General features: G+C 37.5%; 20 protein-coding genes and 1 riboswitch. Of the genes, 14 read left to right on the top strand and 6 right to left on the bottom strand.

Annotation, left to right across the window (positions count from 1 at the left end):
* Window positions 1–118: 118 nt before the first annotated feature.
* The 3 genes from ACMX9J_RS16580 to msrA all read left to right on the top strand — a co-directional run bounded on the left by ACMX9J_RS16580 (window position 119) and on the right by msrA (window position 2,366).
* Window positions 119–619 carry a MerR family transcriptional regulator gene (locus ACMX9J_RS16580; RefSeq protein ID WP_033578357.1) on the top strand — a complete coding sequence of 167 codons (501 nt, stop codon included), beginning with the start codon at window positions 119–121 and terminating at the stop codon, window positions 617–619.
* 202 nt (window positions 620–821) lie between these two features.
* Complete coding sequence (locus ACMX9J_RS16585; protein WP_047751420.1) at window positions 822–1,250, top strand: MarR family winged helix-turn-helix transcriptional regulator; 429 nt, start codon at window positions 822–824, stop codon at window positions 1,248–1,250.
* A gap of 153 nt (window positions 1,251–1,403) precedes the next feature.
* Complete coding sequence (gene msrA / locus ACMX9J_RS16590) at window positions 1,404–2,366, top strand: peptide-methionine (S)-S-oxide reductase MsrA (RefSeq protein WP_416226032.1); 963 nt, start codon at window positions 1,404–1,406, stop codon at window positions 2,364–2,366.
* Window positions 2,367–2,391: 25 nt separating this feature from the next.
* Here msrA and ACMX9J_RS16595 read toward each other — a convergent pair whose 3' ends face one another.
* From ACMX9J_RS16595 to ACMX9J_RS16605, 3 genes are read right to left on the bottom strand one after another with little or no spacing between them, the layout of a single operon-like run.
* Window positions 2,392–3,516, bottom strand: a complete 1,125-nt coding sequence (locus ACMX9J_RS16595; protein WP_047751419.1) for a GerAB/ArcD/ProY family transporter — start codon at window positions 3,514–3,516, stop codon at window positions 2,392–2,394.
* 12 nt (window positions 3,517–3,528) lie between these two features.
* Window positions 3,529–4,614 carry a Ger(x)C family spore germination protein gene (locus ACMX9J_RS16600; RefSeq protein WP_014461105.1) on the bottom strand — a complete coding sequence of 362 codons (1,086 nt, stop codon included), beginning with the start codon at window positions 4,612–4,614 and terminating at the stop codon, window positions 3,529–3,531.
* A 14-nt stretch (window positions 4,615–4,628) separates the two neighbouring features.
* Window positions 4,629–6,149 (bottom strand): spore germination protein, encoded by a 1,521-nt coding sequence (locus tag ACMX9J_RS16605; protein WP_047751417.1) that lies wholly within the window; start codon window positions 6,147–6,149, stop codon window positions 4,629–4,631.
* A gap of 202 nt (window positions 6,150–6,351) precedes the next feature.
* Here ACMX9J_RS16605 and ACMX9J_RS16610 point away from each other — a divergent pair, with 202 nt between their 5' ends.
* The 5 genes from ACMX9J_RS16610 (at window position 6,352) to sigI (ending at window position 14,841) form a co-directional block, all read left to right on the top strand.
* Entirely contained in the window at window positions 6,352–8,007 is a 1,656-nt protein-coding gene (locus ACMX9J_RS16610; RefSeq protein ID WP_176344402.1) for an alkaline phosphatase, read from the top strand.
* A gap of 750 nt (window positions 8,008–8,757) precedes the next feature.
* Window positions 8,758–9,501 carry a LytR/AlgR family response regulator transcription factor gene (locus ACMX9J_RS16615; protein ID WP_028414187.1) on the top strand — a complete coding sequence of 248 codons (744 nt, stop codon included), beginning with the start codon at window positions 8,758–8,760 and terminating at the stop codon, window positions 9,499–9,501.
* 159 nt (window positions 9,502–9,660) lie between these two features.
* Window positions 9,661–12,684: a PAS domain S-box protein gene (locus ACMX9J_RS16620; RefSeq protein ID WP_416226033.1), complete on the top strand. Its 3,024-nt coding sequence runs from the start codon at window positions 9,661–9,663 to the stop codon at window positions 12,682–12,684.
* A gap of 76 nt (window positions 12,685–12,760) precedes the next feature.
* A riboswitch (yybP-ykoY riboswitch) is annotated at window positions 12,761–12,855 on the top strand.
* A 97-nt stretch (window positions 12,856–12,952) separates the two neighbouring features.
* The gene (locus ACMX9J_RS16625; protein ID WP_099000166.1) at window positions 12,953–13,768 is read left to right on the top strand and encodes a TerC family protein; all 816 of its coding nucleotides are present in this window, start codon (window positions 12,953–12,955) and stop codon (window positions 13,766–13,768) included.
* Window positions 13,769–14,130: 362 nt separating this feature from the next.
* Complete coding sequence (gene sigI, locus ACMX9J_RS16630; protein WP_033578364.1) at window positions 14,131–14,841, top strand: RNA polymerase sigma factor SigI; 711 nt, start codon at window positions 14,131–14,133, stop codon at window positions 14,839–14,841.
* A 52-nt stretch (window positions 14,842–14,893) separates the two neighbouring features.
* On the opposite strand, the gene ACMX9J_RS16635 is transcribed toward sigI, so the two are convergent.
* From ACMX9J_RS16635 to phaQ, 3 genes are all read right to left on the bottom strand, one after another.
* Window positions 14,894–15,091, bottom strand: coding sequence for an alpha/beta-type small acid-soluble spore protein (locus tag ACMX9J_RS16635; RefSeq protein ID WP_013055933.1), 198 nt, complete (start codon window positions 15,089–15,091; stop codon window positions 14,894–14,896).
* 143 nt (window positions 15,092–15,234) lie between these two features.
* On the bottom strand, window positions 15,235–15,747 hold the full coding sequence (gene phaP / locus ACMX9J_RS16640) for a polyhydroxyalkanoic acid inclusion protein PhaP (protein ID WP_014461097.1): 513 nt from the start codon (window positions 15,745–15,747) through the stop codon (window positions 15,235–15,237).
* A gap of 172 nt (window positions 15,748–15,919) precedes the next feature.
* Window positions 15,920–16,360 (bottom strand): poly-beta-hydroxybutyrate-responsive repressor, encoded by a 441-nt coding sequence (phaQ, locus tag ACMX9J_RS16645; protein ID WP_013055935.1) that lies wholly within the window; start codon window positions 16,358–16,360, stop codon window positions 15,920–15,922.
* Between the two features lie 392 nt (window positions 16,361–16,752).
* On the opposite strand from phaQ, the gene phaR reads away from it, so the two are divergent.
* The 6 genes from phaR (at window position 16,753) to ACMX9J_RS16675 (ending at window position 21,776) form a co-directional block, all read left to right on the top strand.
* The gene (gene phaR, locus ACMX9J_RS16650) at window positions 16,753–17,352 is read left to right on the top strand and encodes a polyhydroxyalkanoic acid synthase subunit PhaR (RefSeq protein WP_028414183.1); all 600 of its coding nucleotides are present in this window, start codon (window positions 16,753–16,755) and stop codon (window positions 17,350–17,352) included.
* A gap of 81 nt (window positions 17,353–17,433) precedes the next feature.
* Window positions 17,434–18,177 (top strand): acetoacetyl-CoA reductase, encoded by a 744-nt coding sequence (phbB, locus tag ACMX9J_RS16655; protein ID WP_014461095.1) that lies wholly within the window; start codon window positions 17,434–17,436, stop codon window positions 18,175–18,177.
* Between the two features lie 76 nt (window positions 18,178–18,253).
* Window positions 18,254–19,342 carry a class III poly(R)-hydroxyalkanoic acid synthase subunit PhaC gene (locus tag ACMX9J_RS16660; protein WP_013055939.1) on the top strand — a complete coding sequence of 363 codons (1,089 nt, stop codon included), beginning with the start codon at window positions 18,254–18,256 and terminating at the stop codon, window positions 19,340–19,342.
* Window positions 19,343–19,462: 120 nt separating this feature from the next.
* Window positions 19,463–19,651, top strand: coding sequence for a hypothetical protein (locus ACMX9J_RS16665; RefSeq protein WP_080963408.1), 189 nt, complete (start codon window positions 19,463–19,465; stop codon window positions 19,649–19,651).
* Between the two features lie 219 nt (window positions 19,652–19,870).
* The gene (locus tag ACMX9J_RS16670; RefSeq protein ID WP_255285406.1) at window positions 19,871–21,250 is read left to right on the top strand and encodes a TrkH family potassium uptake protein; all 1,380 of its coding nucleotides are present in this window, start codon (window positions 19,871–19,873) and stop codon (window positions 21,248–21,250) included.
* Window positions 21,251–21,617: 367 nt separating this feature from the next.
* Window positions 21,618–21,776 (top strand): hypothetical protein, encoded by a 159-nt coding sequence (locus ACMX9J_RS16675; RefSeq protein WP_025749458.1) that lies wholly within the window; start codon window positions 21,618–21,620, stop codon window positions 21,774–21,776.

The following is a 21,776-nucleotide window of genomic DNA, read 5'->3' on the forward strand; positions in this document are numbered from 1 at the left end:
TCTTCATTTGTTGAACGTCCACTTTCTTTGACGAATTCATACTAGTTTTGTCACGTATGAAGGGATTTAAAGATTTCTCTCGAAATGGCTAGTAAATGAAAAAATGGAGGGATGGAACATGACGATGAAAACGGTGGATGTGGCAAAGTCGCTGGGAATACATCCAAGTACGGTATTAAAATGGGTTAAAATGGCGGATATCGAGCTAGAGAGAAATGAATCGGGACACTGTGAGTTTACAGAAGAAAATATTGAAGCACTTAGAGACTTTCAAAAAAACCGCAATCGTCAAGCCGTCGTCAAAGTGGTAGAAAAAGTAGTAGAAAAAGAGGAAGTCGTTATATCTGATGAACGTGCACAAGATATGCAAAAGCAGCTTGATCAGCTTTTTTTAAGACTGATTGAAAATGAAAAGCGTACAGAAGAAAAAGCGGGAGAAGTAGTGACCTTTCAAATTTTAGAGCATCGTTCAGAAATCGATCGGTTAAATAAAGTTATTACGAAATTAGAAAATCGAGTAGCGGAACTTGAAAGTCAGTTGAAAAGTGAAGACAGCTTAAAAGGTAAAAAGCCTGTTCCAAGATGGAGAAGCTTTTTAACCGGTATTTTTAGCTACTAGCAGCGATTTACCATAACGGTAAATCGCTTTTTTTATGGAATTTTATGAAAAATACATCAATTCGTACAGGTTTGTGGAAAAAAATCTCAATAATAGTTGACGAAACGCTTAGTAATTTGATAAAACTAATTAAGTTAAGAAAGTGAAATACTTTCGTAAATACATATTCGTTATCATGTGATAGCGTTAAGGAGAGTGACAAGTGAAAAAAAGAGAAGAGCTCGTTCAAGAAATGGAGACGCTGTTTCGCTTTGTGTTCAGACAGCTTCGCCAAGAAATTAATGAAGTATACAATTCAGAGCTATCAACAAATGAATTTATGGTGCTTCGTATGCTGGTTGATTCCGGCAGGCAGCGATCAACTGATTTATCAAAGTATCTTCAAGTGTCAGCAAGCCACATTACGGCGGTAACCGACTTGCTTTTGTCAAAAGGCTACATTGCACGCAAGCGGTCTGAAAACGATCGGCGTATTATTGATATTGAACTGACCAAGGAAGGACAGGATATTTTTAATGCTATTCAAGAGAAGAAACGAGCGTATTTTATCGAACGGTTTGAGCACTTTACAGATAAAGAAATTGAAACGATGAATAAACTGTTCCACAAAATTAAAGGTGATCAAAAATAAAGCGCTTTAAATATGGAAGAATAATCAGTGAAGATGAGCTTCACTGATTATTTTTTTGTCTTAAAACAGAAAGAGTACAAGAAGCAAGTTAGTTGGTGAGAACATCAAATCAGCGTATAATAATAGAAAGAATACATGAAGGAGGTCATCTTTTTGACAGAACAATATGAAGTAGCAACTTTTGCCGGCGGCTGTTTTTGGTGTATGGTGAAGCCCTTTGATGAACAGCCAGGCATTATAAAAGTTGTATCTGGCTATACAGGCGGTCACAAAGAGAACCCGACGTACAAAGAAGTATGCTCAGAAACAACGGGCCACTATGAAGCGGTCCAAATTACATTTGACCCAGAAGTTTTTCCATATGAAAAGCTTTTAGAACTATACTGGCCTCAAATTGATCCAACGGATGCAGGCGGACAATTTGCGGATCGAGGCGACTCGTATCGAACAGCTATCTTTTACCACAACGAACACCAAAAGGAACTAGCCGAAGAATCGAAGCAGCAATTAGAAGCAAGCGGTCGTTTTTCTGAGCCGATTGCTACACAAATTCTACCGGCAAAACCGTTTTACGAAGCGGAAGAATACCATCAAGGTTATTATAAGAAAAATAAATTCCGCTATGCTATGTATCGACGAGGATCTGGACGTGATCGTTTTATTAAAGAAAACTGGAAAGACTTTGGCCGCGACGAGCAGCTGAAAACGACATTAACGCCTATTCAATATGAAGTTACTCAAAATGACGTAACGGAACCTCCGTTTCGCAATGAATTTTGGGATCATACAGAAGATGGTATTTATGTAGATATCGTGTCAGGAGAGCCGTTGTTTAGTTCAACTGATAAATATGATGCCGGATGCGGATGGCCGTCTTTCACAAAAGCGATTAATAAAGATGAAGTAAAAGAAAACATGGACGTTAGTCATAATATGGTTCGTACAGAAGTACGAAGCAAAACGGCTAACTCTCATTTAGGTCATTTATTTGATGATGGTCCGCAAGATGCAGGCGGCTTGCGTTACTGCATCAACTCAGCAGCTCTTCGATTTGTTCCGAAGGAAGATTTAGAAAAAGAAGGATACGGGGAATACGCTGTTTTATTTAACAAATAAAATAATATGAAAAAAAGAGCGTGATTCAACTTAAAGTTGGCTCACGCTCTTCTTTTTGTGCTTTCTTTTGTTTTATTTTGGCTCGAATGAGGCTATAGAGAAAAAGGAAAGGAATGTAGCCATAAATAAAGTAAAAGCCGGTCATGGATAATCGTGTATTAAGATGATCGATAGTTTCTCGATCGTCAAAGAAAATAGAAAAACCAAGAAGGGCAATAAGAACTAATATGAGAAAAATCGTAGGCGGCTTATTAAATGTTTTACTAAATCCACGAATTGTACACCATACGCTGACAGCAATAGTAGGAAGAACGACTAAAAGCCACAGAGAAATTAAAATATATTCAAAACGCTGTAAAAATGGAATTTCAATAATTTTAGCCATTGTTAAAGTTGGCCAGATTGTATGCATTAACTGTCCTTGACTAAAGTAAGCAAATGACACTAATGCCGTGCACAAATATAAAAAAGTACTGAACAAAATGCCATATTGCCCCCACTTCTGACTAGTAGCGCCATTTTTTATAAACGGATAGAAAAAAAGCACGGATTCAAACCCCAAATTCTCAAAGGTCATCATCTTAGTCGAAATTAAAAATTCCCATATCGTGTGATCAAACAAAGGAAATAAATTATTAATGTGCCCATACTTCAAAGGGTAAATTAAGGCAAATATGAGCGGCAAGGGAAGCATGACCCCAAAAAAGGCAATTCCAGTAATCACACGAAACCCACCGGAAACCGTGTAGTAAATAATAGGCAAGTATACAAGTGATACGATCCATGTTTCTAACTGTGGAAACATCCATATTTGTAAAATCTCTACGTAGGTTCGGTAAATCGTTAGCGCAAAGATAAAATAATAAATGGAAGCGGCAAGGGTTAAAGCTCCTCCAAGGTATTTACCGAAATATAACCGGTGAATATCAACAATATCGCTGTTTTCACGAGTTAAGATATTAAAGATCATGGCTAATAAAATACAAACGCTGATTGCAGCAAGGAAGATGGATATCCATGCTTCATATCCGGCACCTTTAATAATATAACGCTGAAACCCTAGTATTCCAACGCCAATCTGAGTAGAGTGAACTAAGAAAAAAAGAAAAGAAGGGGAAACTTGATTTTCTTCTTTAATTGTATTGTGCATCTTTTCTTCCTCCTAGTTGCTAATACCGGTTTGAATAAGGTGAACGCGAGCTTTTACTTCAATATTCATATCCGGATATTGCGCTTTAAATTCTTCACTGTTAAACCTTCTCGTTTTACTTCGAACATAATCTGTAAAACAAATGGGGTCGATCCTATGTTGCTGAAGTTTCTTAATAAAGGCATCCCCATCTTTTTCAATATCTTTTTGGAGCATTTTTTCAACCATTTTAATACGAGCCGGATCAGTTAGGTCCACCCATCCAGGAAATTCTTTTACAAGGCCATCGATAGTTAAGTGCGCAACAATACTTGGATGTTGATGATTTCCTTTAATTTCATACTTTGTTTTGGTGCGCAAGTTTTGCAATATAATTTCGCCTTTACGGTCATTCTCTTTAATTTTTACTGCGTAGCGTCCGTGCTTTGTTCCGCTTGTTAGCAGCTTAAATAAAAATGTTTCTTTCATTCCAATGGTTGTAACGACTTTTTGTTCTTTGAAAAGCGCCAGCCCCTTTAATTTAATAGCATCTTTTTCTTGTGCTAAAACAGGAAGGTACGGGTCACGGTCGTCGCTAAAAAAACTGAATAAAAAAATTTGTAAATTGGTGTTAGGCAAATTTTCTGTGCGGATATTTTGTTCGATTAAATTAGAAATAAACTGATAGTCCTTAATTTTCTTTTTTGTAACGGAGCTTAATAATTCATGTGCGTTGCCGTCTACAATGCTTAATTTAATATTACGTCCAAGGTCTGGATTTCTAGCAATTGTATTTACTAACTCATCTACTCCATGTGTCGCAAATTCTTTTCCCATAACGATGCTTCTCAGCTGCCCAAACGCGACGGGAAGAGATGATTTATTGTTTAAACGGAGTGGAATATCAAATGATGAATTAGCAGTAGCCGCAATAATACTCGGTTCTTCCGTTGGTCCGTATTTATAGATAGGGTATAAAATTGTTCCTCTGACTTTATTGCTTTGAGGAATATAATCATATCCGATGGAGTTGACTACTTGAATTTCGTCAATCGTTTCACGGTCTGCACAGCTCGTTAAAAAAGTAAGGCAAGTGCATAAAATTAGTATTCTTTTCATGACGTTTCCCCGCTTTACTCATTATCTAAATTACTTTTTCGTTTCATCTTATTCGCTTTATTAGGGTTATAGCGGAAGCGTTCTAAAGGACGTAAGTAGCTTGGACGCTTTGCTGTATGACTATAGGGCAATCGCAGAAATGTATCCCTGTACTCTGTGGGGCGAAACGGAAAAAGCGGAACAAGATAAGGCATGCCCAAAGATTTTAAACGAAGCAAATGAACCAGCAAGAAACAAAAGCCAAATGTGATGCCGACTAAACCGAACGCAGTGGCAAACAAAATAAACGGAAAACGTAGCAGCCGGATCGTGTTAGACATTTTAAAAATAGGCGTTGTAAAAGAGGCTAAAGCTGTCAGTGAAACAATAATAAGCAAAATATTGCTTGTTAACGCAGCTTCTACCGTTGCTTGCCCAATAACAATCCCGCCTACGATTCCCAGTGTTTGCCCTACTTTTGTTGGAAGTCTGGCTCCTGCCTCCCGAAGCAGCTCAATGGTTATTTCTAAAAAAAGCACTTCGATAACAGGTGGAAAAGGAACGTTTGTCCTTGAAAAGATAATAGGCCCCAGCAAATCTTTTGGAAGCATCTCATAATGATACGTAACAATGGCTACATAAAGAGGCGTAGCAAAAATAGAGAAAAAGACGCCCAAAATACGAATAACTCGGAAAAATGACCCTAGAACCCACGGTAAATAGTAGTCTTCGGGTGAAATAAAGAAGTCAAGCAACGTTGACGGTCCGGTAACTGCGTAGGGTGAACCACTCGAAAAGAAGGCAGCTTGCCCGTTTAACAGACTAAACAGAACTCGATCAATCCGCTCTGTTGTTAAAAAAAGCGGAAATGCCGTAGAAGAATTATCGGAAATCAATTGATCAAGCATTGTACTATCAAAAATGACGTCAAAATCTATTTCTTCAAGGCGCTGGGTCATGGTGTCTACGTGCTGAGGATTCGTTACGCCTTCTAAGTAAACAAGCACCACGCGCGTTTTCGATTTATTTCCTACGGTGAGTTCTTTAAAAATAAGGTTTTCGGAAATGACCGTTTTTCTCATTAAATAGAGATTGACATCTAAATCCTCTACAAAACCAATTTTAGGACCGACGACGCTGAACTCATTTTCCGTTTCATTTTCTTTGCGAAACCCTGTATCAAAGCTTTGAACTTTAATAAGAGCTACTAGCTTATCGTCTTTATGCAATTGAAACATCACATAGCCGCGCAGCATCTTTTCTAAAATTTCTTTTGTATCTTTTGTAACAGAAATATCTTCAATCGGCAGAACGTTTTCGACTTCATATACACTGCTTAACGTGAAGTCTAGTTTTTGAAAAGGCTCAAGTATTTTATCTTCAACACTTTGCATGTTTACGAGCTGCTTAAAATAAGTAATGATGTATTTTCGATGCTGCGAACCAATAGCTAATGTTGTAAAATCACTTGATTTTTTAAATTGTTTAATCAGTTCGTCCAATGATTTTTTGGGCTGATCGTCTGCATTCTTTTTTTTAAATAAATGTTTAAACATAACCGTGCCCCTCGCATGACTTTCTATTACTGGTAGTTTGTTCATGTACTTCCTTTTTATTCGACTATTTTTTCTTAAGAAGAAAGGAAGAATATAAAGACAAACTTTACACTCTTTTACAGTGGATAAACAGTAGATTTACGTTTGGATGGTAACTTTAGACATGTCGAAGATAATGAAATAAAGGAGCGGGTACATTTATATGAAGAAAAAATTAGCAGGTATTACACTGGCAGGAGCAGTAGCATTGGCCTCGTTTGGCTTAGGAAACTCTCTTATTCAAACGGAAGCAAAAGTGGAGCATAAGTCAGCTAAGAAACCTCAAAATGTCATTATGATGGTAATGGACGGGACGAGCTCAAATGCTACTACACTTGCAAGATGGTACAAAGGAAAACCGTTACATATGGATCAGCTGATGGCCGGGGGAGTACGTGCGTATTCGGCAGAATCTGCTATTACAGATTCCGCTCCGGCAGCTACTGCTTTAGCAACAGGAAATAAATCAAATTCTGGTTATGTAGGTGTGCTCCCTTCAGTAGTGAATACACCTGGGGTTAAACCCGTAGAAAAAGAAGATCAGTTTCGTCCCGTAGCAAACGTTCTAGAAGGAGCAAAGCTTTCGGGGCGCGCGACAGGAATTGTGGCTACTTCTGAAATCCAGCACGCCACACCAGCTGGTTTTTCAGCCCACAACTACAGCCGTGATGATTTTCAAACGCTAGCGGAGCAGCAAGTGTATCAAAACATTGATGTAGTACTTGGAGGAGGTAAGCAATCTCTTCTGCCAGGAAAAGAAGAAAAAAGCCGAAAAGACGGTGAAAACTTAGTCAATGTATTGAGCAAAAGAGGATATGACTTTGTAGAAAATAAAAAGGAATTAGAGCAGTCACGCGCCAAAAAAATCTGGGGGAGCTTCGCTGACCGAGACTTAGCGTATGATATGGATCGACCGCAGACAAAAGCAGAACAGCCAAAGCTGTCTCAGATGACAAATAAAGCAATAACAACACTCTCCAAAGATAAAGACGGTTTTTTCTTATTTGTTGAAGGAAGCAAAACGGATTGGGCAGCTCATGCGAATGATCCAGTAGGTATGATTAGCGATGTATTAGCGTTTGATGAAGCAGTGGGCAAGGCAGTAGAGTTCGCTAAAAAAGATGGAAATACGATGGTTATTGCGATTGCTGATCACGGAAACAGCGGTCTTTCAATCGGTAATGCAAATACAACAAAAGGATATGATACCACACCTGTTTCTGCTTATATTGATCCATTAAAAAAAGCAAAAATGACGTTAGAAGGTGCTACGTCTAACTTAAAAGAAGATTTATCAAATAAAGAAGAAGTAGCTGCTTTGTATGGTTTATCAAACCTAACTTCAGAGGAAAAAGCGCAGCTGACTAAAGCAAGAGATAAAAAAGAAATGAGTGCTACACTATCGAAGTTATTAGCCAACCGAGCAAACCTTGGATTCACAACGGGCGGTCATACGGGTGAGGATGTATTTCTGTATTCATACGGCGTCAGTCGACCAACGGGGCACTTTGATAATACGGATATTGCCAAACATATGGCTAAGTCAATGAATATTAACTTAAACGAGTTAACAAATGAATTATTTATTGAAGCAAATAAAGCTTTTAAAGGCTCAAATGTAGCGGTGGACTCAAAAGATAAAAACAACCCTGTGCTCGTTGTTACAAACAATAAGCGAACGGTACGTTTTCCGGTAAATAAAAATATTGCGATTGTAAATGGAAAAGAGATGCAGATGGACAGTGTGGTGGTACAGGATAAAAAAGGTCGCTTCTTTGTATCTAAACAGGCACAGCAAATTGTAAAAAATGCAAAATAAGAAATGAAAGTAAAACAGGCCGAAGTATAACTTTAGGCCTGTTTTTTTACAGATAATAGATGGATAATTAGATGTATTAGCCTTTAGAGAGGAATGAATTGATTTATTTTACAAATAAATAGCTTTGAACTCTTAAAGGAATGGAAAGTCTTCACCTTTAAATATATGTGATTTATACTATGAAATGGTATAATAATCATAGTTCTAAAAGGAACTAGTTCGGAATACATATGTAAGTTCATAGCGTTATATGCTAGAATTTTTATAATAAAATGAATAAAAAATACATAAATTTCTTCAAGTGAAATTACAAATACAGGGTTATTAAGGGTTGTATGTAAGTAATTACCTTGAATAAAAAGTAAAAAATGAATAAAAGTATGGGTGGAAGAACGTAGAACATGTTTTAATAGTAAGAGAAGACAAAATGATTGAAAATAGCGTGTCGCCTTTATTAAAAATATTAAATAAAGATTCTGGCATGCTGATTTACAGATTATAAAAAGGGTATTAAATCATTGTTAGGAAAATAAATGATAATAGATAAACGGTTTTATTTCTTCTTCTAGAAAACCTACAATTATTGCAATATTCCCCATGAACAATCGTTGTGCGTTCCATTAACGATTAGCGTCCGTGTAGATCATTCATCTCAACATAAAAACACTATAAAGATGTGTAGACATGCATAAAACAGAATGGGCAATAGTTCGTACTATACTTTAACATTGTATCCTAGGGGGAGTCAGGATGAACAAAATCAACTTAATTATTGCCGATGATAACGAAGATTCGGTTGAAATTTTAGATTATTTTATAGAACAGCTTCCGGAATTTGAAGTGATTGGCATCTGCAAAGACGGAGAGCAGCTTGTACAGGAAGTGATGGCTAAGAGTCCAGACCTTTTGCTCGTAGACATTAATATGCCTACGATTAACGGTGTAGATGCCATAAAAAAGTGCCTGCGCATTAAGCCGAATTTAAACTTCATTTTTATCACCGGTTATGATGAATTTGCTGTGAAGGCATTCGAGTTGTCAGCATTGGATTACATTGTAAAACCAATTGAAAAAACCAGACTTTATATGGCGCTAGAGCGGGCAAAAAACTCCATTGGAATTGATAAAAATCAGTCAAAAAAGCCAGGTGAGCAATTAAAAAGACTGCCTGTAAAATTTAATGGATCTACTTATTACATTCCAATTGATCAAATTATTTTTATTGAAAAGTCCGGAAAAAAATGCTTAATCTATACTCAATCACGTGTCTATGAGACATATGAAAATATTAGTGATATCTATATGTATTTGAACCCTTCTGTATTCAGTCAAACACATCGGTCTTATATCGTAAATTTGCAGAAAGTTTCGCACATCACACCAAAAAACGAAACATATCTTGTTTATTTCTTAGAAATTGATGAATATGCTCATATCTCAAAATTAAAAATCCAAGACGTTCAAAAACAGCTGCATCAGTTAATGACAAATTAAGAGATGCTGCTTCTTCTAAAATAGTTACGCTGATGAGGGGACGAAGCTTATGTAAGTTTCGTCTATTTCATGTGTCTGCTTTCGGAATAAATGATCGTAATATAGTTCTTATAAGGAAAGTTAGATAGAAGAAGTAACGTTAAAGTGAAAGGAAAGAAAATGATTTCAATTACTGGTCACTATAATGAATTTACCGTATTTCTTGCTGTCATTGTAGGGATTCTTGCCTCTTATACAGCACTTGATATTGTGAGCAAAATGATGAAAAAACAGCGGAACAATTATTTGTGGCTTACACTGTCAGCAACTTCAATGGGGCTTGGAGTGGGGGCGATGCATTATATTGCTATGCTTGCTTATTATGTTCCTGTTAGCTTTCATTTTGATGCTGTACTTTCTGTTCTTGCTTTAATAATAGCAATTAGCGGGTCATTAGTTGCGTTTTGGACATTCTGGAAATGGCGCACGTCGGTATGGTCAGGGCTTATTTTAGGAAGCAGTATTCTGGGTACGCATTACATTGCAATGGCAGCAATCGAAACAGAAGCACACATTCATTATGCGATGCTATCTGTTTTGCTTTCCATCATCATCGCCCTGGTCGTTGCCTTTTATGCGATGCACTTGTTTTTTCGTTCGAAAAGCGTGAAAGCTAATCCATTTCTTAAACTTGTTAGCTCTATTTTACTGGGTATTGGTATTTCAGCTATGCATTTCATCAGTATGTATGGAATGAAGCTGCATATTGCACATTCAGTTGCTAGAAGGTGGGGCCAGTGGCTGCCGTATCAAGCGCCGTTTTCCAATATTATTGCAAGCATCACAATTACGCTACTGATTGTCTTCCTGCTCGTTGCTGCTTTTAAGCGTCAGGAAGAAGTGAGGGAAAGTCAATTAAAAGAAGAGTATTATCAATCTCTTTTTAACTACAATCCCAATATTGTGTGTGCGGTTGATTTGTACGGCAATATTCAAACGATTAACCCAAAAGGAATCGAGCTAACAGGATACACGTTAAACAAAATGGAGACAATCCCGTTTCCTTCTATGTTCAGAGAAGCTGAAAGAGCTGAAGAATATATGTGGAAATCCCTGAGCGGAGACTCTGTATATTATGAGGCAACGCTGATTCGCAAAGATAATCAGCCTGTATACGTTGAAGTAACGCAAATGCCCATTATTGTTTATGATCAAATTAAAGGAAGTTACGTTATCGCCAAAGATGTGACAGATCGAAAAAGGGCTCAACAGCAGCTTCTGGATTTACAAAAAGATTTAAAACGCACGCTTTCACAGCAAGATGGTACTATTTTTAAATTTGTGAAGAACAGTAAAGGATATGTCTATACGATGTGCGAAGGCAAAATGATTCGTGAAATGGGATATGAGGAAATAGATGTTGTCGGAAAAACACCTGAGGAATTTTTACCTGAATCCTACGCAAGAGATAATAGGAGTTACTATGATAAAGCATGGGCGGGAGAGAAAGTGTCGTATGAAGTACTTTTGAACGACTTTGCTTACTATACGAAATTAACACCTCATATCTACAAAGGAGAAGTACAAGAAGTTATTGGTTCTATAGTAGATATTACTGATCTTCACGAAGCAAGAGAAAAGCTGGCTAAAAGTGAAAGCATGTATCGATCCGTTCTTTCTACAATGTCAGAAGGCGTGGTGTTTCATGACCTTGAAGGTAACTTAATTGCTGCCAATGCATACGCTGCTAAGATTCTAAACGTGCCTTATGACCAAATGTTATCGGTTAACCCGTTTGGTTTAGACTGGGAAATTATTCATCCTGATGGCACAGCTTTTGCACTCGAAGATATTCCATCTGTCCGCTGTCTTCATACAAAAGAGCCTGTGCGAAATACAGTCATGGGCATTTATTTAAATGAGAAAAAGTTGACTTGGCTTTCGGTGAATGCTGAACCTCTGCAAGAAAGCAAATATTATAAAGGCGTAGTTGTCACATTTTATGATATTACAAAGCAGCAGGAACAAGAACAAGATCTGCTTCATTCCAATCAGCAAATGATTATAGCCAAAGAAGAAGCCGAAAAAGCAAATCAGGCTAAGTCAGAATTTTTATCAAAAGTAAGCCATGAACTTCGAACGCCTTTAAACAGTATTTTAGGCTATGCACAGATATTGGAAGAGCAAGGAGAAAAAGATTTAACAGAAAAACAATTGAATCGTATACGAAAAATTTTAAAAGCAGGTAATCATCTTCTTTATTTAATAAATGAAACGCTTGATTTATCGAAAATTGAATCAGGTCACTTAGCGATTAACCTTGAACCAGTGTCGGTAAAAGAAGCAATTGAAGACGCGCTTAAAATTATGAAACCATTAGCAAAAGATAAGCATAGTATATTTTATACTCGCTTTCACGCATACCAAGAAGTCTTTGTTGAAGTAGATGAACTTCGGTTTCAGCAGATCTTATTAAATCTGCTTACAAACGCCATTAAATATTCGCCCGCTTATCGCGATATCATTATCTATACCGATATTGCTCAGCATCACGTAACCATATTGATTGAAGATAGGGGCTTTGGAATTCCAGCTTCAGAATTAAATCGGATTTTTGAGCCTTTCTATCGTGTGAATAGACTAGAAAAAGACGGAACAGGGATTGGGCTGGCGCTTGTAAAGCAGCTTGTTGTCTTAATGAATGGAACGTGCGGAGTGCGAAGTGAAGAAGGAAAAGGCAGTACATTTTGGGTTCGTTTTCCCTTAGTACATCCACCTGTTCCTAAACGCTTATCCAATGAAAGGGAAGCCGAGTCATTTTTAGGTTTTTCCATGCCAATCTCAATTGTGTATATTGAGGATAACGATACAAATATTGAGCTTATGCAATCGATTCTTTCTCCATATAAAAACGTTAAGCTCTTAGTTGCCAAAACAGGAGAAAACGGCATCGGGCTAATCAAGTCCATTTCACCGGATATTGTTTTAATTGATATTGATCTACCTGATATGAATGGTTTTGAGGTATGCACACAGCTTCAACTGGAAAAAGAGTTGAAGCATATTCCGCGAGTCGCCTTGAGTGCAAGCGCGATGCAAAGCGATATCGATCAAGCTTTTTTAGTCGGTTTTAGTGAATATGTAACAAAGCCAATTCATATTGCCACGTTTTTGAATGTATTAAATCGCTTTACAAAAGCTTAACAAAAGTTTAGAAGGCTTTTCATTGACTTATTAGTGGACCTTTTGTAAAATAAAAACAACTTAATACATTTACTTCTTACGGAGTAAAGGGGAGTAGCGTCAGGGAAACCTGAAACAAAGTCGTCATTACATGGAGTATTCCATCGGCTTTGTTGGCATAATGATTATGCTTAGCAAGACCTTTGCCATATTTGGCAAAGGTCTTTTTGTGTTTTATTCCGGTAATGAGAATAAATCAACTTATACAAAGAAACGAGAGGGGATTTTTATGGATGCATCGCTTTTGTTAGAATATGGATGGGTATTGCTGGTGCTGGTTGCATTAGAAGGAATTTTGGCGGCGGATAATGCTCTTGTAATGGCCATTATGGTCAAACATTTACCGGAAGAAAAACGCAAGAAGGCATTGTTTTACGGATTAGCCGGTGCCTTTATTTTTAGATTCGGTTCATTGTTTTTGATTTCATTTTTGGTAGATGTATGGCAGCTTCAAGCAATAGGAGCCATTTACTTATTGTTCATTTCCATTAATCATATTGTGAAGCGATATGTGAAAAAAGGTGATCATGAAAAAGTAAAAGAAGGGGACGGAAAAAAGGGCTCAGGTTTCTGGATGACGGTCTTGAAAGTAGAAGTAGCGGACATTGCTTTTGCAGTTGATTCAATTTTGGCTGCTGTGGCTCTTGCCGTTACGTTGCCAACAACCAATCTTCCTAAAATTGGCGGACTCGATGGCGGACAATTCTTGGTGATCTTTGCCGGAGGAATTATGGGACTAATCATTATGCGTTTTGCTGCAACTTGGTTCGTCAAGCTATTAAATACGCGCCCGGGGCTAGAAACGGCGGCTTTTGCTATCGTAGGCTGGGTAGGGGTTAAGCTAGCAGTTTACACTCTTGCTCATCCGGAGTTAGGTATTATTAATGAACACTTCCCTGAATCAAAAGTATGGAAAATTACGTTTTGGGTTGTGTTACTTGGCATAGCAGCTTCAGGCTGGTTTTTATCTAAAAACAAAGAACAAACTGATCTTGAAGGTTCAGAGAAAGAAAAAGACTCATTAAAGAAAATTGAAAATCAATAATACAAAAAAACGCGCTTTTAATGCGCGTTTTTTTTGTATTAAGATAAAATACCTAGTTTAAATTGTTTTGAGAAAGGGTAAAAGAACTAACTGATGTTTAATTACTGTATATCCGAATGTTTTGCTTTTTCGTTCATATTCTGTAAAGAACAGAATCAGCGTTGGATAATTCAGTTCAATGAAGTTTATTTCAGTTCATAAACATATATTTCAAATGTATGTTAATTGGTAAAATTGAGCTATTATGGGTTATAATAAAGAGAATTAAAAGGAGCAGAGCGCTTCTTTACCCTGTTCGTCATCAAAAGAATGGATATTAACATGGTATAAAGCAACTGAGTATAGTAAAAGAGGTGAAGCCAATGCTCACAAAAGTTCAAACGCCTCCATCGCTTGAAACGCTTGTACTGACGATTCAGCAAGGGGATAAACAATTACATAACGAAATGATTCAACAATATAAACCGTTTATTGCTAAAGTTGTTTCAGCTGTATGTAAACGTTATATAAGTGAAGCTGACGATGAATTTAGCATTGGTCTGATTGCGTTTAATGAAGCCATTGAAAATTACACAATCCAAAAAGGAAGATCCCTTCTTGCATTTGCGGAACTGATTATTAAAAGAAGAGTCATCGACTATATTCGAAAAGAAAAGCGAAACCAAACGCTGCTCTATAGCCGAATTGAAAATGAAGGTTTTATGCAAGGTAAGGTAGAAAGGGATATATCGCTTTCTAACTATAAAAGGCAAAGTGAAACTTCATATATTCAAGAGGAAATGACTTATTTTTGTCAGACGCTGGAACTGTTTAAATTAACTCTTGAAGACATTATTAACACGTCTCCTAAACATAAGGATGCAAGGGGAAACGCAGTGGAAGTTGCATCTTTTATCGTCAATGAAAAAGAATTAAAAGATAAGCTGTTTTTAAAGCGGCAGCTTCCCATTCGCTTGATTGAAAAACATGTCAAAGTGAGCCGGAAAACAATTGAAAGAAACCGGAAATATATCATCGCAATGGTTATTATATTAGCGGGGGACTACGTGTATTTAAAAGACTATATTATGTAAGAAAAAGGCACACGCAGGTGCCTTTTTTTTAGCCATGTTATGAAGTTATGTTTTATTTTTGTGTGCTGCCGCTTAAGTGAGCTTGAGCTTGTTGCACCAAGCGTTTTGTGATTTCTCCGCCTACTGAACCGTTGCTGCGTGCAGCAGTGTCAGAACCTAGAGTTACCCCAAATTCTTGAGCGATTTCGTATTTATATTGATCTAAAAATTGTTCTACTCCTGGTGTTAATAGTTTATTTGTTCTAGCCATGATTAGTCATCTCCTTTTTTAGTTGTACAGCAGTTCACTGCTGTACCTGTATTATTTGCTGTTTACTATTTTGCATACTGGTAATGGTTTGCAAGAAAGTATAAAAAAGCCCAGCTTTCAAAGAAGCTGGGCTTTTTTATATATTATTTTACAACCGCATATTGCTCAAGAGACTGAGCAAATGATTTTTGAAGAGATTTTACTTGCTCTACGTATGCATCAGATACGTGTTGGAACTCTTGACGCGTTTTCTTTTGCTCTTCTACTAATTGTGTTACTACTTGATGATATTGTTCTTGAGCTTGCTTTACTAAAGAATAGCTTGATTTGCTTTGGTTAAGAGAAAGCTCTTGTAATTTATTTAATGCTTCATGCGTGCGGTTTGTCCATTCTTCATAAGAATCGGCAACAGCGTTACCAGCTGTTTTACGTAAGTTTTCAACTGTTTTTTGTTGAAGATCTTCTAATTCAGCTTTCCACTGTTTGTCTGTTGCTTGAAGTTGTTCAACTGCTTTTGTTACAAATTCTTGCTGTTGCTCAAGTGCTTTTAACGTCCATTGCTCAATTTGTTTGTTTCCGTCTGCAATGTTTTGTAACCCCTTTGTCCATTGTTCCCACATTGCATCAATTACTGTATCATACTTTACTGTTGACATAATCAAATTCCTCCTTGAATAATTTGGTCTGGCGAACAGTTATCGTAATGAACAAAACGTTAAAGAAGAAATTCGTAGTTGTGTAATAAACCTAACATTCCGCGCTCGCTGGTTGACCGTGAAATTTATTTAACATTATATTAGGAAACGCAGATGTACTGCGTGAATCCCTTTAATCGTTTTCTTCCTCTTTTGATTCTTTTGACTTTTTAGAAGAAGAAGAGCTAAAAGGGAACAACATGTCGGTATACATGTGAAAAAATGAATCTAACATGTTTTGATACTGTTCAAGTGAATTAGCCCACATGCTTAAATATTGTTCACCGGCATCTGTTAATGAGTAAATCCGGCGTGCAGGTCCTTCAGCTGACGTATCCCATTGCGATGTAATCAAGTTGTCTTTTTCAAGCTGTCTCAGCGTGCGGTAGACATTTCCTTGATCAACTGATGTGAATCCAAAGCTCATTAGTTGCTGAATGAGCTTGTAACCATGTAGATTCCAACCTCTTAAACTTAAAAGAAGAAAAGGAACCATCAAGTTTTTTGGTGCACCGCTAATCGATTTTTCTAAGTTGTTTGAATTAGAGGTGTTATCTTTTTCACTTGATCCCAAGGTAATCACCCCTTCGAAAAAAGAGAATTTGTTTTCTATATGTGTAATTTACACCTAGATGAAAAAATTGTCAACACTTTAAAACAGGTCTTTCAAATACAGGAAAAAAGAACGATTTTTTGATTTTCGACAAAAAGCGTCAAAAAAATTCAAAAATAAACAAAGATTTAGAATTGTTTATTTTGGAAAACGAATTTATAATAGTACATGTAGGTAATTTTTATAACATTTATAATTTGTTGGTAAGTGAATTGTGAAAAGATTTACATTATCCAATAAATAAACGCAAAATTGGTTGCGTTTACTTAGAGCTTCTAATATGTCGCTTGTCACATTAAGTGTCCATATTGAAAGCCATCACTTTTAACGTACACAAGAAAGGAGATGGAGTTTTGGAACAGCAAAAAGTATTTGATCCGTTTCAAGCATGGAAAGACGTATATGACAAAACCGAATCTTACTGGGGTAAAGTTATTGGGGACAATATGAATCGTGAAGAATTTTCCCAGCTCATGGGAAATGTGCTAAATATGAACCTTCAATATCAACAAGCAGTAAATGAAGTAACGGGGCGCTATCTGCACCAAGTAAATGTACCCACAAAAGAAGATGTAGCAAACGTTGCGTCATTAGTCATCAATGTGGAAGAAAAAGTAGAATTATTAGAAGAGCAATTTGATGATCGTTTTGATGAATTAGAAGCACAGCAAGAAAGTGCATCCGCTTTGAAAAAAGATGTAACTAAGCTGAAATCTGATGTCAAATCATTAGACAAAAAACTCGACAAAGTTTTATCTCTTCTTGAAGGGCAGCAAAAAACACAAGACGAGTTAAAAGAAACGATTCAACAACAAATTAAAACTCAAGGTGAGCAGCTTCAGGCTCAGCTGTTAGAAAAACAAGAAAAATTAGCTGAAAAGCCAAAGGCAGAAGCTAAAGCTGAAGCAAAACCATCAAACGCTCAAAAAACTGAGCAGCCGGCTCGCAAGTAGGGCATAGGGGATTTTAAAACAACATTAACTGCTGTATTTACAGTAAAAATCATCGCTGAAGAAGCAAGGGGGAAATTTTTCATGACAACATTACAAGGTAAAGTAGCAATCGTAACAGGCGGATCTAAAGGTATCGGGGCAGCAATTACACGTGAGCTTGCTTCTAATGGAGTAAAAGTAGCAGTAAACTATAACAGCAGTAAAGAATCTGCAGAAGCAATTGTAAAAGAAATTAAAGACAACGGCGGCGAAGCTATTGCGGTTCAAGCTGACGTGTCTTATGTAGATCAAGCAAAACACCTAATCGAAGAAACAAAAGCTGCGTTTGGTCAATTGGACATTCTAGTAAACAATGCTGGAATTACGCGTGACCGTTCATTCAAGAAGTTAGGCGAAGAAGATTGGAAAAAAGTAATTGATGTAAACTTACATAGCGTATACAACACAACATCAGCTGCGCTAACGCATCTTTTAGAATCTGAAGGCGGTCGTGTTATCAATATTTCATCAATTATTGGTCAAGCGGGCGGATTTGGTCAAACAAACTACTCAGCTGCTAAAGCAGGTATGCTAGGATTCACTAAATCATTAGCTCTTGAACTTGCTAAGTCAGGCGTAACAGTTAATGCAATTTGCCCAGGATTTATTGAAACGGAAATGGTAATGGCAATGCCGGAAGAAGTTCGTGCAAAAGTTGTTGCGAAAATTCCAACTCGTCGCTTAGGCCACGCTGAAGAAATTGCACGCGGAGTTGTTTACTTAGCAAAAGACGGCGCGTACATTACAGGACAACAGTTAAACATTAACGGCGGCTTATACATGTAATAGATGCTGGCCCTGACTTTTGTCGGGGCTGTGCTTGTTAACTAACTACTAATGAAATGAAAGGGTGTGTATATTCGTGGCAATTCCTTACGTGCAAGAGTGGGAAAAATTAATCAAATCAATGCCAAGTGAATATAAAAGTTCTGCAAGACGTTTTAAGCGTGCATATGAAATTATGACAACAGAAGCGGAACCGGAAGTTGGATTAACACCAAAAGAGGTTATTTGGAAAAAGAACAAAGCGAAATTATATCGCTATACGCCAGTAAAAGATAACCTTCATAAAACACCAATTTTACTCGTATATGCACTGATCAATAAACCGTATATTTTGGATTTGACACCTGGAAACAGCCTTGTTGAATACTTATTAAACCGCGGTTTTGACGTGTATTTACTTGACTGGGGAACTCCTGGACTTGAAGACAGCAATATGAAGCTAGATGATTATATTGTGGATTATATTCCAAAAGCGGCGAAAAAGGTGCTGCGCACTTCTAAATCTCCTGATTTGTCTGTTCTTGGTTACTGCATGGGCGGAACTATGACATCTATTTTTGCTGCATTAAATGAAGACTTGCCGATTAAAAACTTAATTTTTATGACAAGTCCATTTGATTTCTCGGATACAGGTTTATACGGGGCATTCCTAGACGACCGCTACTTTAATTTAGATAAAGCAGTAGATACATTTGGAAACATCCCTCCAGAGATGATTGACTTTGGAAACAAGATGCTAAAGCCAATCACAAATTTTTACGGTCCGTATGTAACGCTGGTGGATCGTTCGGAAAATCAGCGCTTTGTTGAAAGCTGGAAGCTAATGCAAAAGTGGGTTGCTGACGGAATCCCATTTGCTGGTGAAGCTTATCGTCAGTGGATTCGCGACTTCTATCAACAAAACAAATTAATCAATGGTGAACTTGAAGTTCGCGGACGCAAAGTAGATTTGAAAAATATTAAAGCTAATATTTTAAACATTGCTGCTAGCCGTGATCATATTGCGATGCCGCATCAAGTGGCAGCTTTAATGGACGCTGTTTCAAGTGAAGATAAAGAGTACAAATTGCTGCAAACAGGTCACGTATCTGTTGTATTTGGTCCAAAAGCAGTGAAGGAAACATATCCTTCAATCGGCGATTGGCTAGAAAAACGTTCTAAATAAAATAAAGACGCGGCTGGGACAAAAATATTTTAGCCGAAGTAAAAAACGAACCACTGATATCAGTGGTTCGTTTTTTGTTATGGTGAACGCAGGTTTCAAGTATGTGGTTGCTTCTAGCTGGTGATTGGGGGGCAAGGCGAAGACTCCTGCGGGGAAAGCGGAACAGGTGAGACCCCGCAGGAGCGTAAGCGACGAGGAGGCTCAGCGGTCGCCCGCGGAAAGCGAAGTCTTGCACGGAAATCAACAGCGGTGTCTCAAGTGTCCATACGAGCTCATGTATCCCATTTATTTGTCTTTAGATTAGATTAATTTAATTATGTCTCGACCTCGTTTTTTTGTATAAACAGACAATATTGAGTGACGGTTCTTGATGCAGGCTGCTGGGATTTATGATATCTAATGACAAGTGAGGTGACTTCTTTTATACTAATGTAGTCACCTTCTTGAACATGGGATTTTTTACATGGATATTGCGATCCATGTAACAATGAGTATGCTTTGGGAAGAAAGAAGAAAACTATTAGTATTATAACAAAAAAGGAATGTCAGATTATGCCGCAACCATGGAAACGACGAGTAAGGCAGATGTCTTCAGCTCAAATTATTGTTACATTTTACATAGTGGCTGTTACGCTTGGATTTCTATTGCTTAGTATTCCAGAAGCTTTAAAGCCGGGAGTGAAGTTAGCATTTATTGATCGCTTATTTATTGCCGTTAGTGCGGTAAGTGTAACAGGGCTGACACCTGTTTCTACTCCGGATACATTTAGTACGACGGGCTATTTTTTGCTCGCTTTTATCTTTCAAATCGGTGGTATTGGTGTGATGACACTCAGTACATTCATTTGGATGATTTTAGGTAAAAAAATTGGTTTAAAGGAACGTCAGCTCATTATGACAGATCATAACCAATCCCGTTTATCAGGATTAGTTGACTTGATGAGAAATATTTTATTTATTATTTTTGCTATTGAACTAGTTGGTGCCATTATTTTAGGATTACATTTTCTCCGTTACTATTCGAGCTGGACAGATGCGTTTCTGCATGGTTTCTTTGCTTCTGTCAGCGCTACAACAAATGCCGGCTTCGATATTACAGGATCTTCATTTATTCCGTATGCCCATGATTATTTTGTACAAGTGGTAACTGTTATTTTAATTACGCTTGGAGCGATTGGATTCCCTGTGTTAATTGAGATTAAGCACTATTTTTTAACATTTAAAGATAAGCGTAAATTTCAATTTTCTCTATTTACGAAGCTAACGACCATTATGTTTTTTCTGCTGTTAGCAGGGGGAACAATTTTAATTCTTGTGCTAGAGCATTCAGGTTTTTTAGCAGATAAGTCTTGGGATGAATCGTTCTTTTATGCGTTTTTCCAATCCGCTGCTACAAGGAGCGGAGGAGTGGCGACCATGAATATTAATGAGTTTTCACTTCCTACGTTAATTATGATGAGCGCGATGATGTTTATCGGGGCTTCACCGAGCTCAGTAGGAGGAGGAATTCGTACGACGACGTTTGCATTAAATATTCTTTTCCTGTTTTATTACGTAAGAGGAAATAAGACGATTAAAATCTTTCGCCGCGAAATTCATGAAGATGACATTATCAAATCAGTAGCCGTGTCGATGTTAGCCGTGATCATTTGCTCGATTTCTCTTCTTATTTTAAGTGTTACAGAACATTTTTCTCTCATTGAGCTTATTTTTGAAGTGTGTTCAGCTTTTGGGACAACCGGTTTATCAATGGGCATTACAGGAGGGCTTTCTGATATCGGTAAATGCGTTATTATGATTTTAATGTTCATTGGCCGAATTGGCATGTTTTCATTCATTTTAATGCTTCGCCGTCCAACGTCTGGACCGGATTATCACTATCCGAAAGAACGTATTATTATTGGATAAAAGAGGCTGGGACAAAAATATGTTAGTTGAAGGAAGATCCGAACGAGTTTGTTTCTTGATTAAGAATCCAACTCGTTCGGATCTTTTTATTATGATGGTGAACGTAGGTTTCATGTAGCTGCTTCTAGCTGTTGATGGGAGGGCAAGGCTTATCGACCGCCCGCGGAAAGCGAAGCTTTGCACGGAAATCAACAGCGGTGTCACAAGCGGTTCAACGCATTTATCCTAGTTGCTCGTATTTAGAGTAAAGTGATTTTGTTATGTTTCAACCGCTTTTTTACAGCTTTTTCTGCTTATATTGCTTAGCAAAAGGCGCATTCTAAGAAAAGGAAGTTCAATGGACTTCCAAGCATAGGAGGGATAGATGATGGCAAAGCGTAAAGTAGGGTACAAATCAGCACTAACTAACAACAATACACCAAAAGAGAGCCTTTCAGATGCAGAATTTGCTGCTGAATATGCTGGCGGCGAGGAGCCGGCTAAAGGCGCGAATCGCAATTCTAAAAAAGGAAAGCAAGGTAAGTAA

It is taken from the genome of Priestia sp. RMT2NF4 (genome assembly GCF_047872835.1).
GTDB classification, from domain to species: Bacteria; Bacillota; Bacilli; order Bacillales; family Bacillaceae_H; genus Priestia; species Priestia zanthoxyli.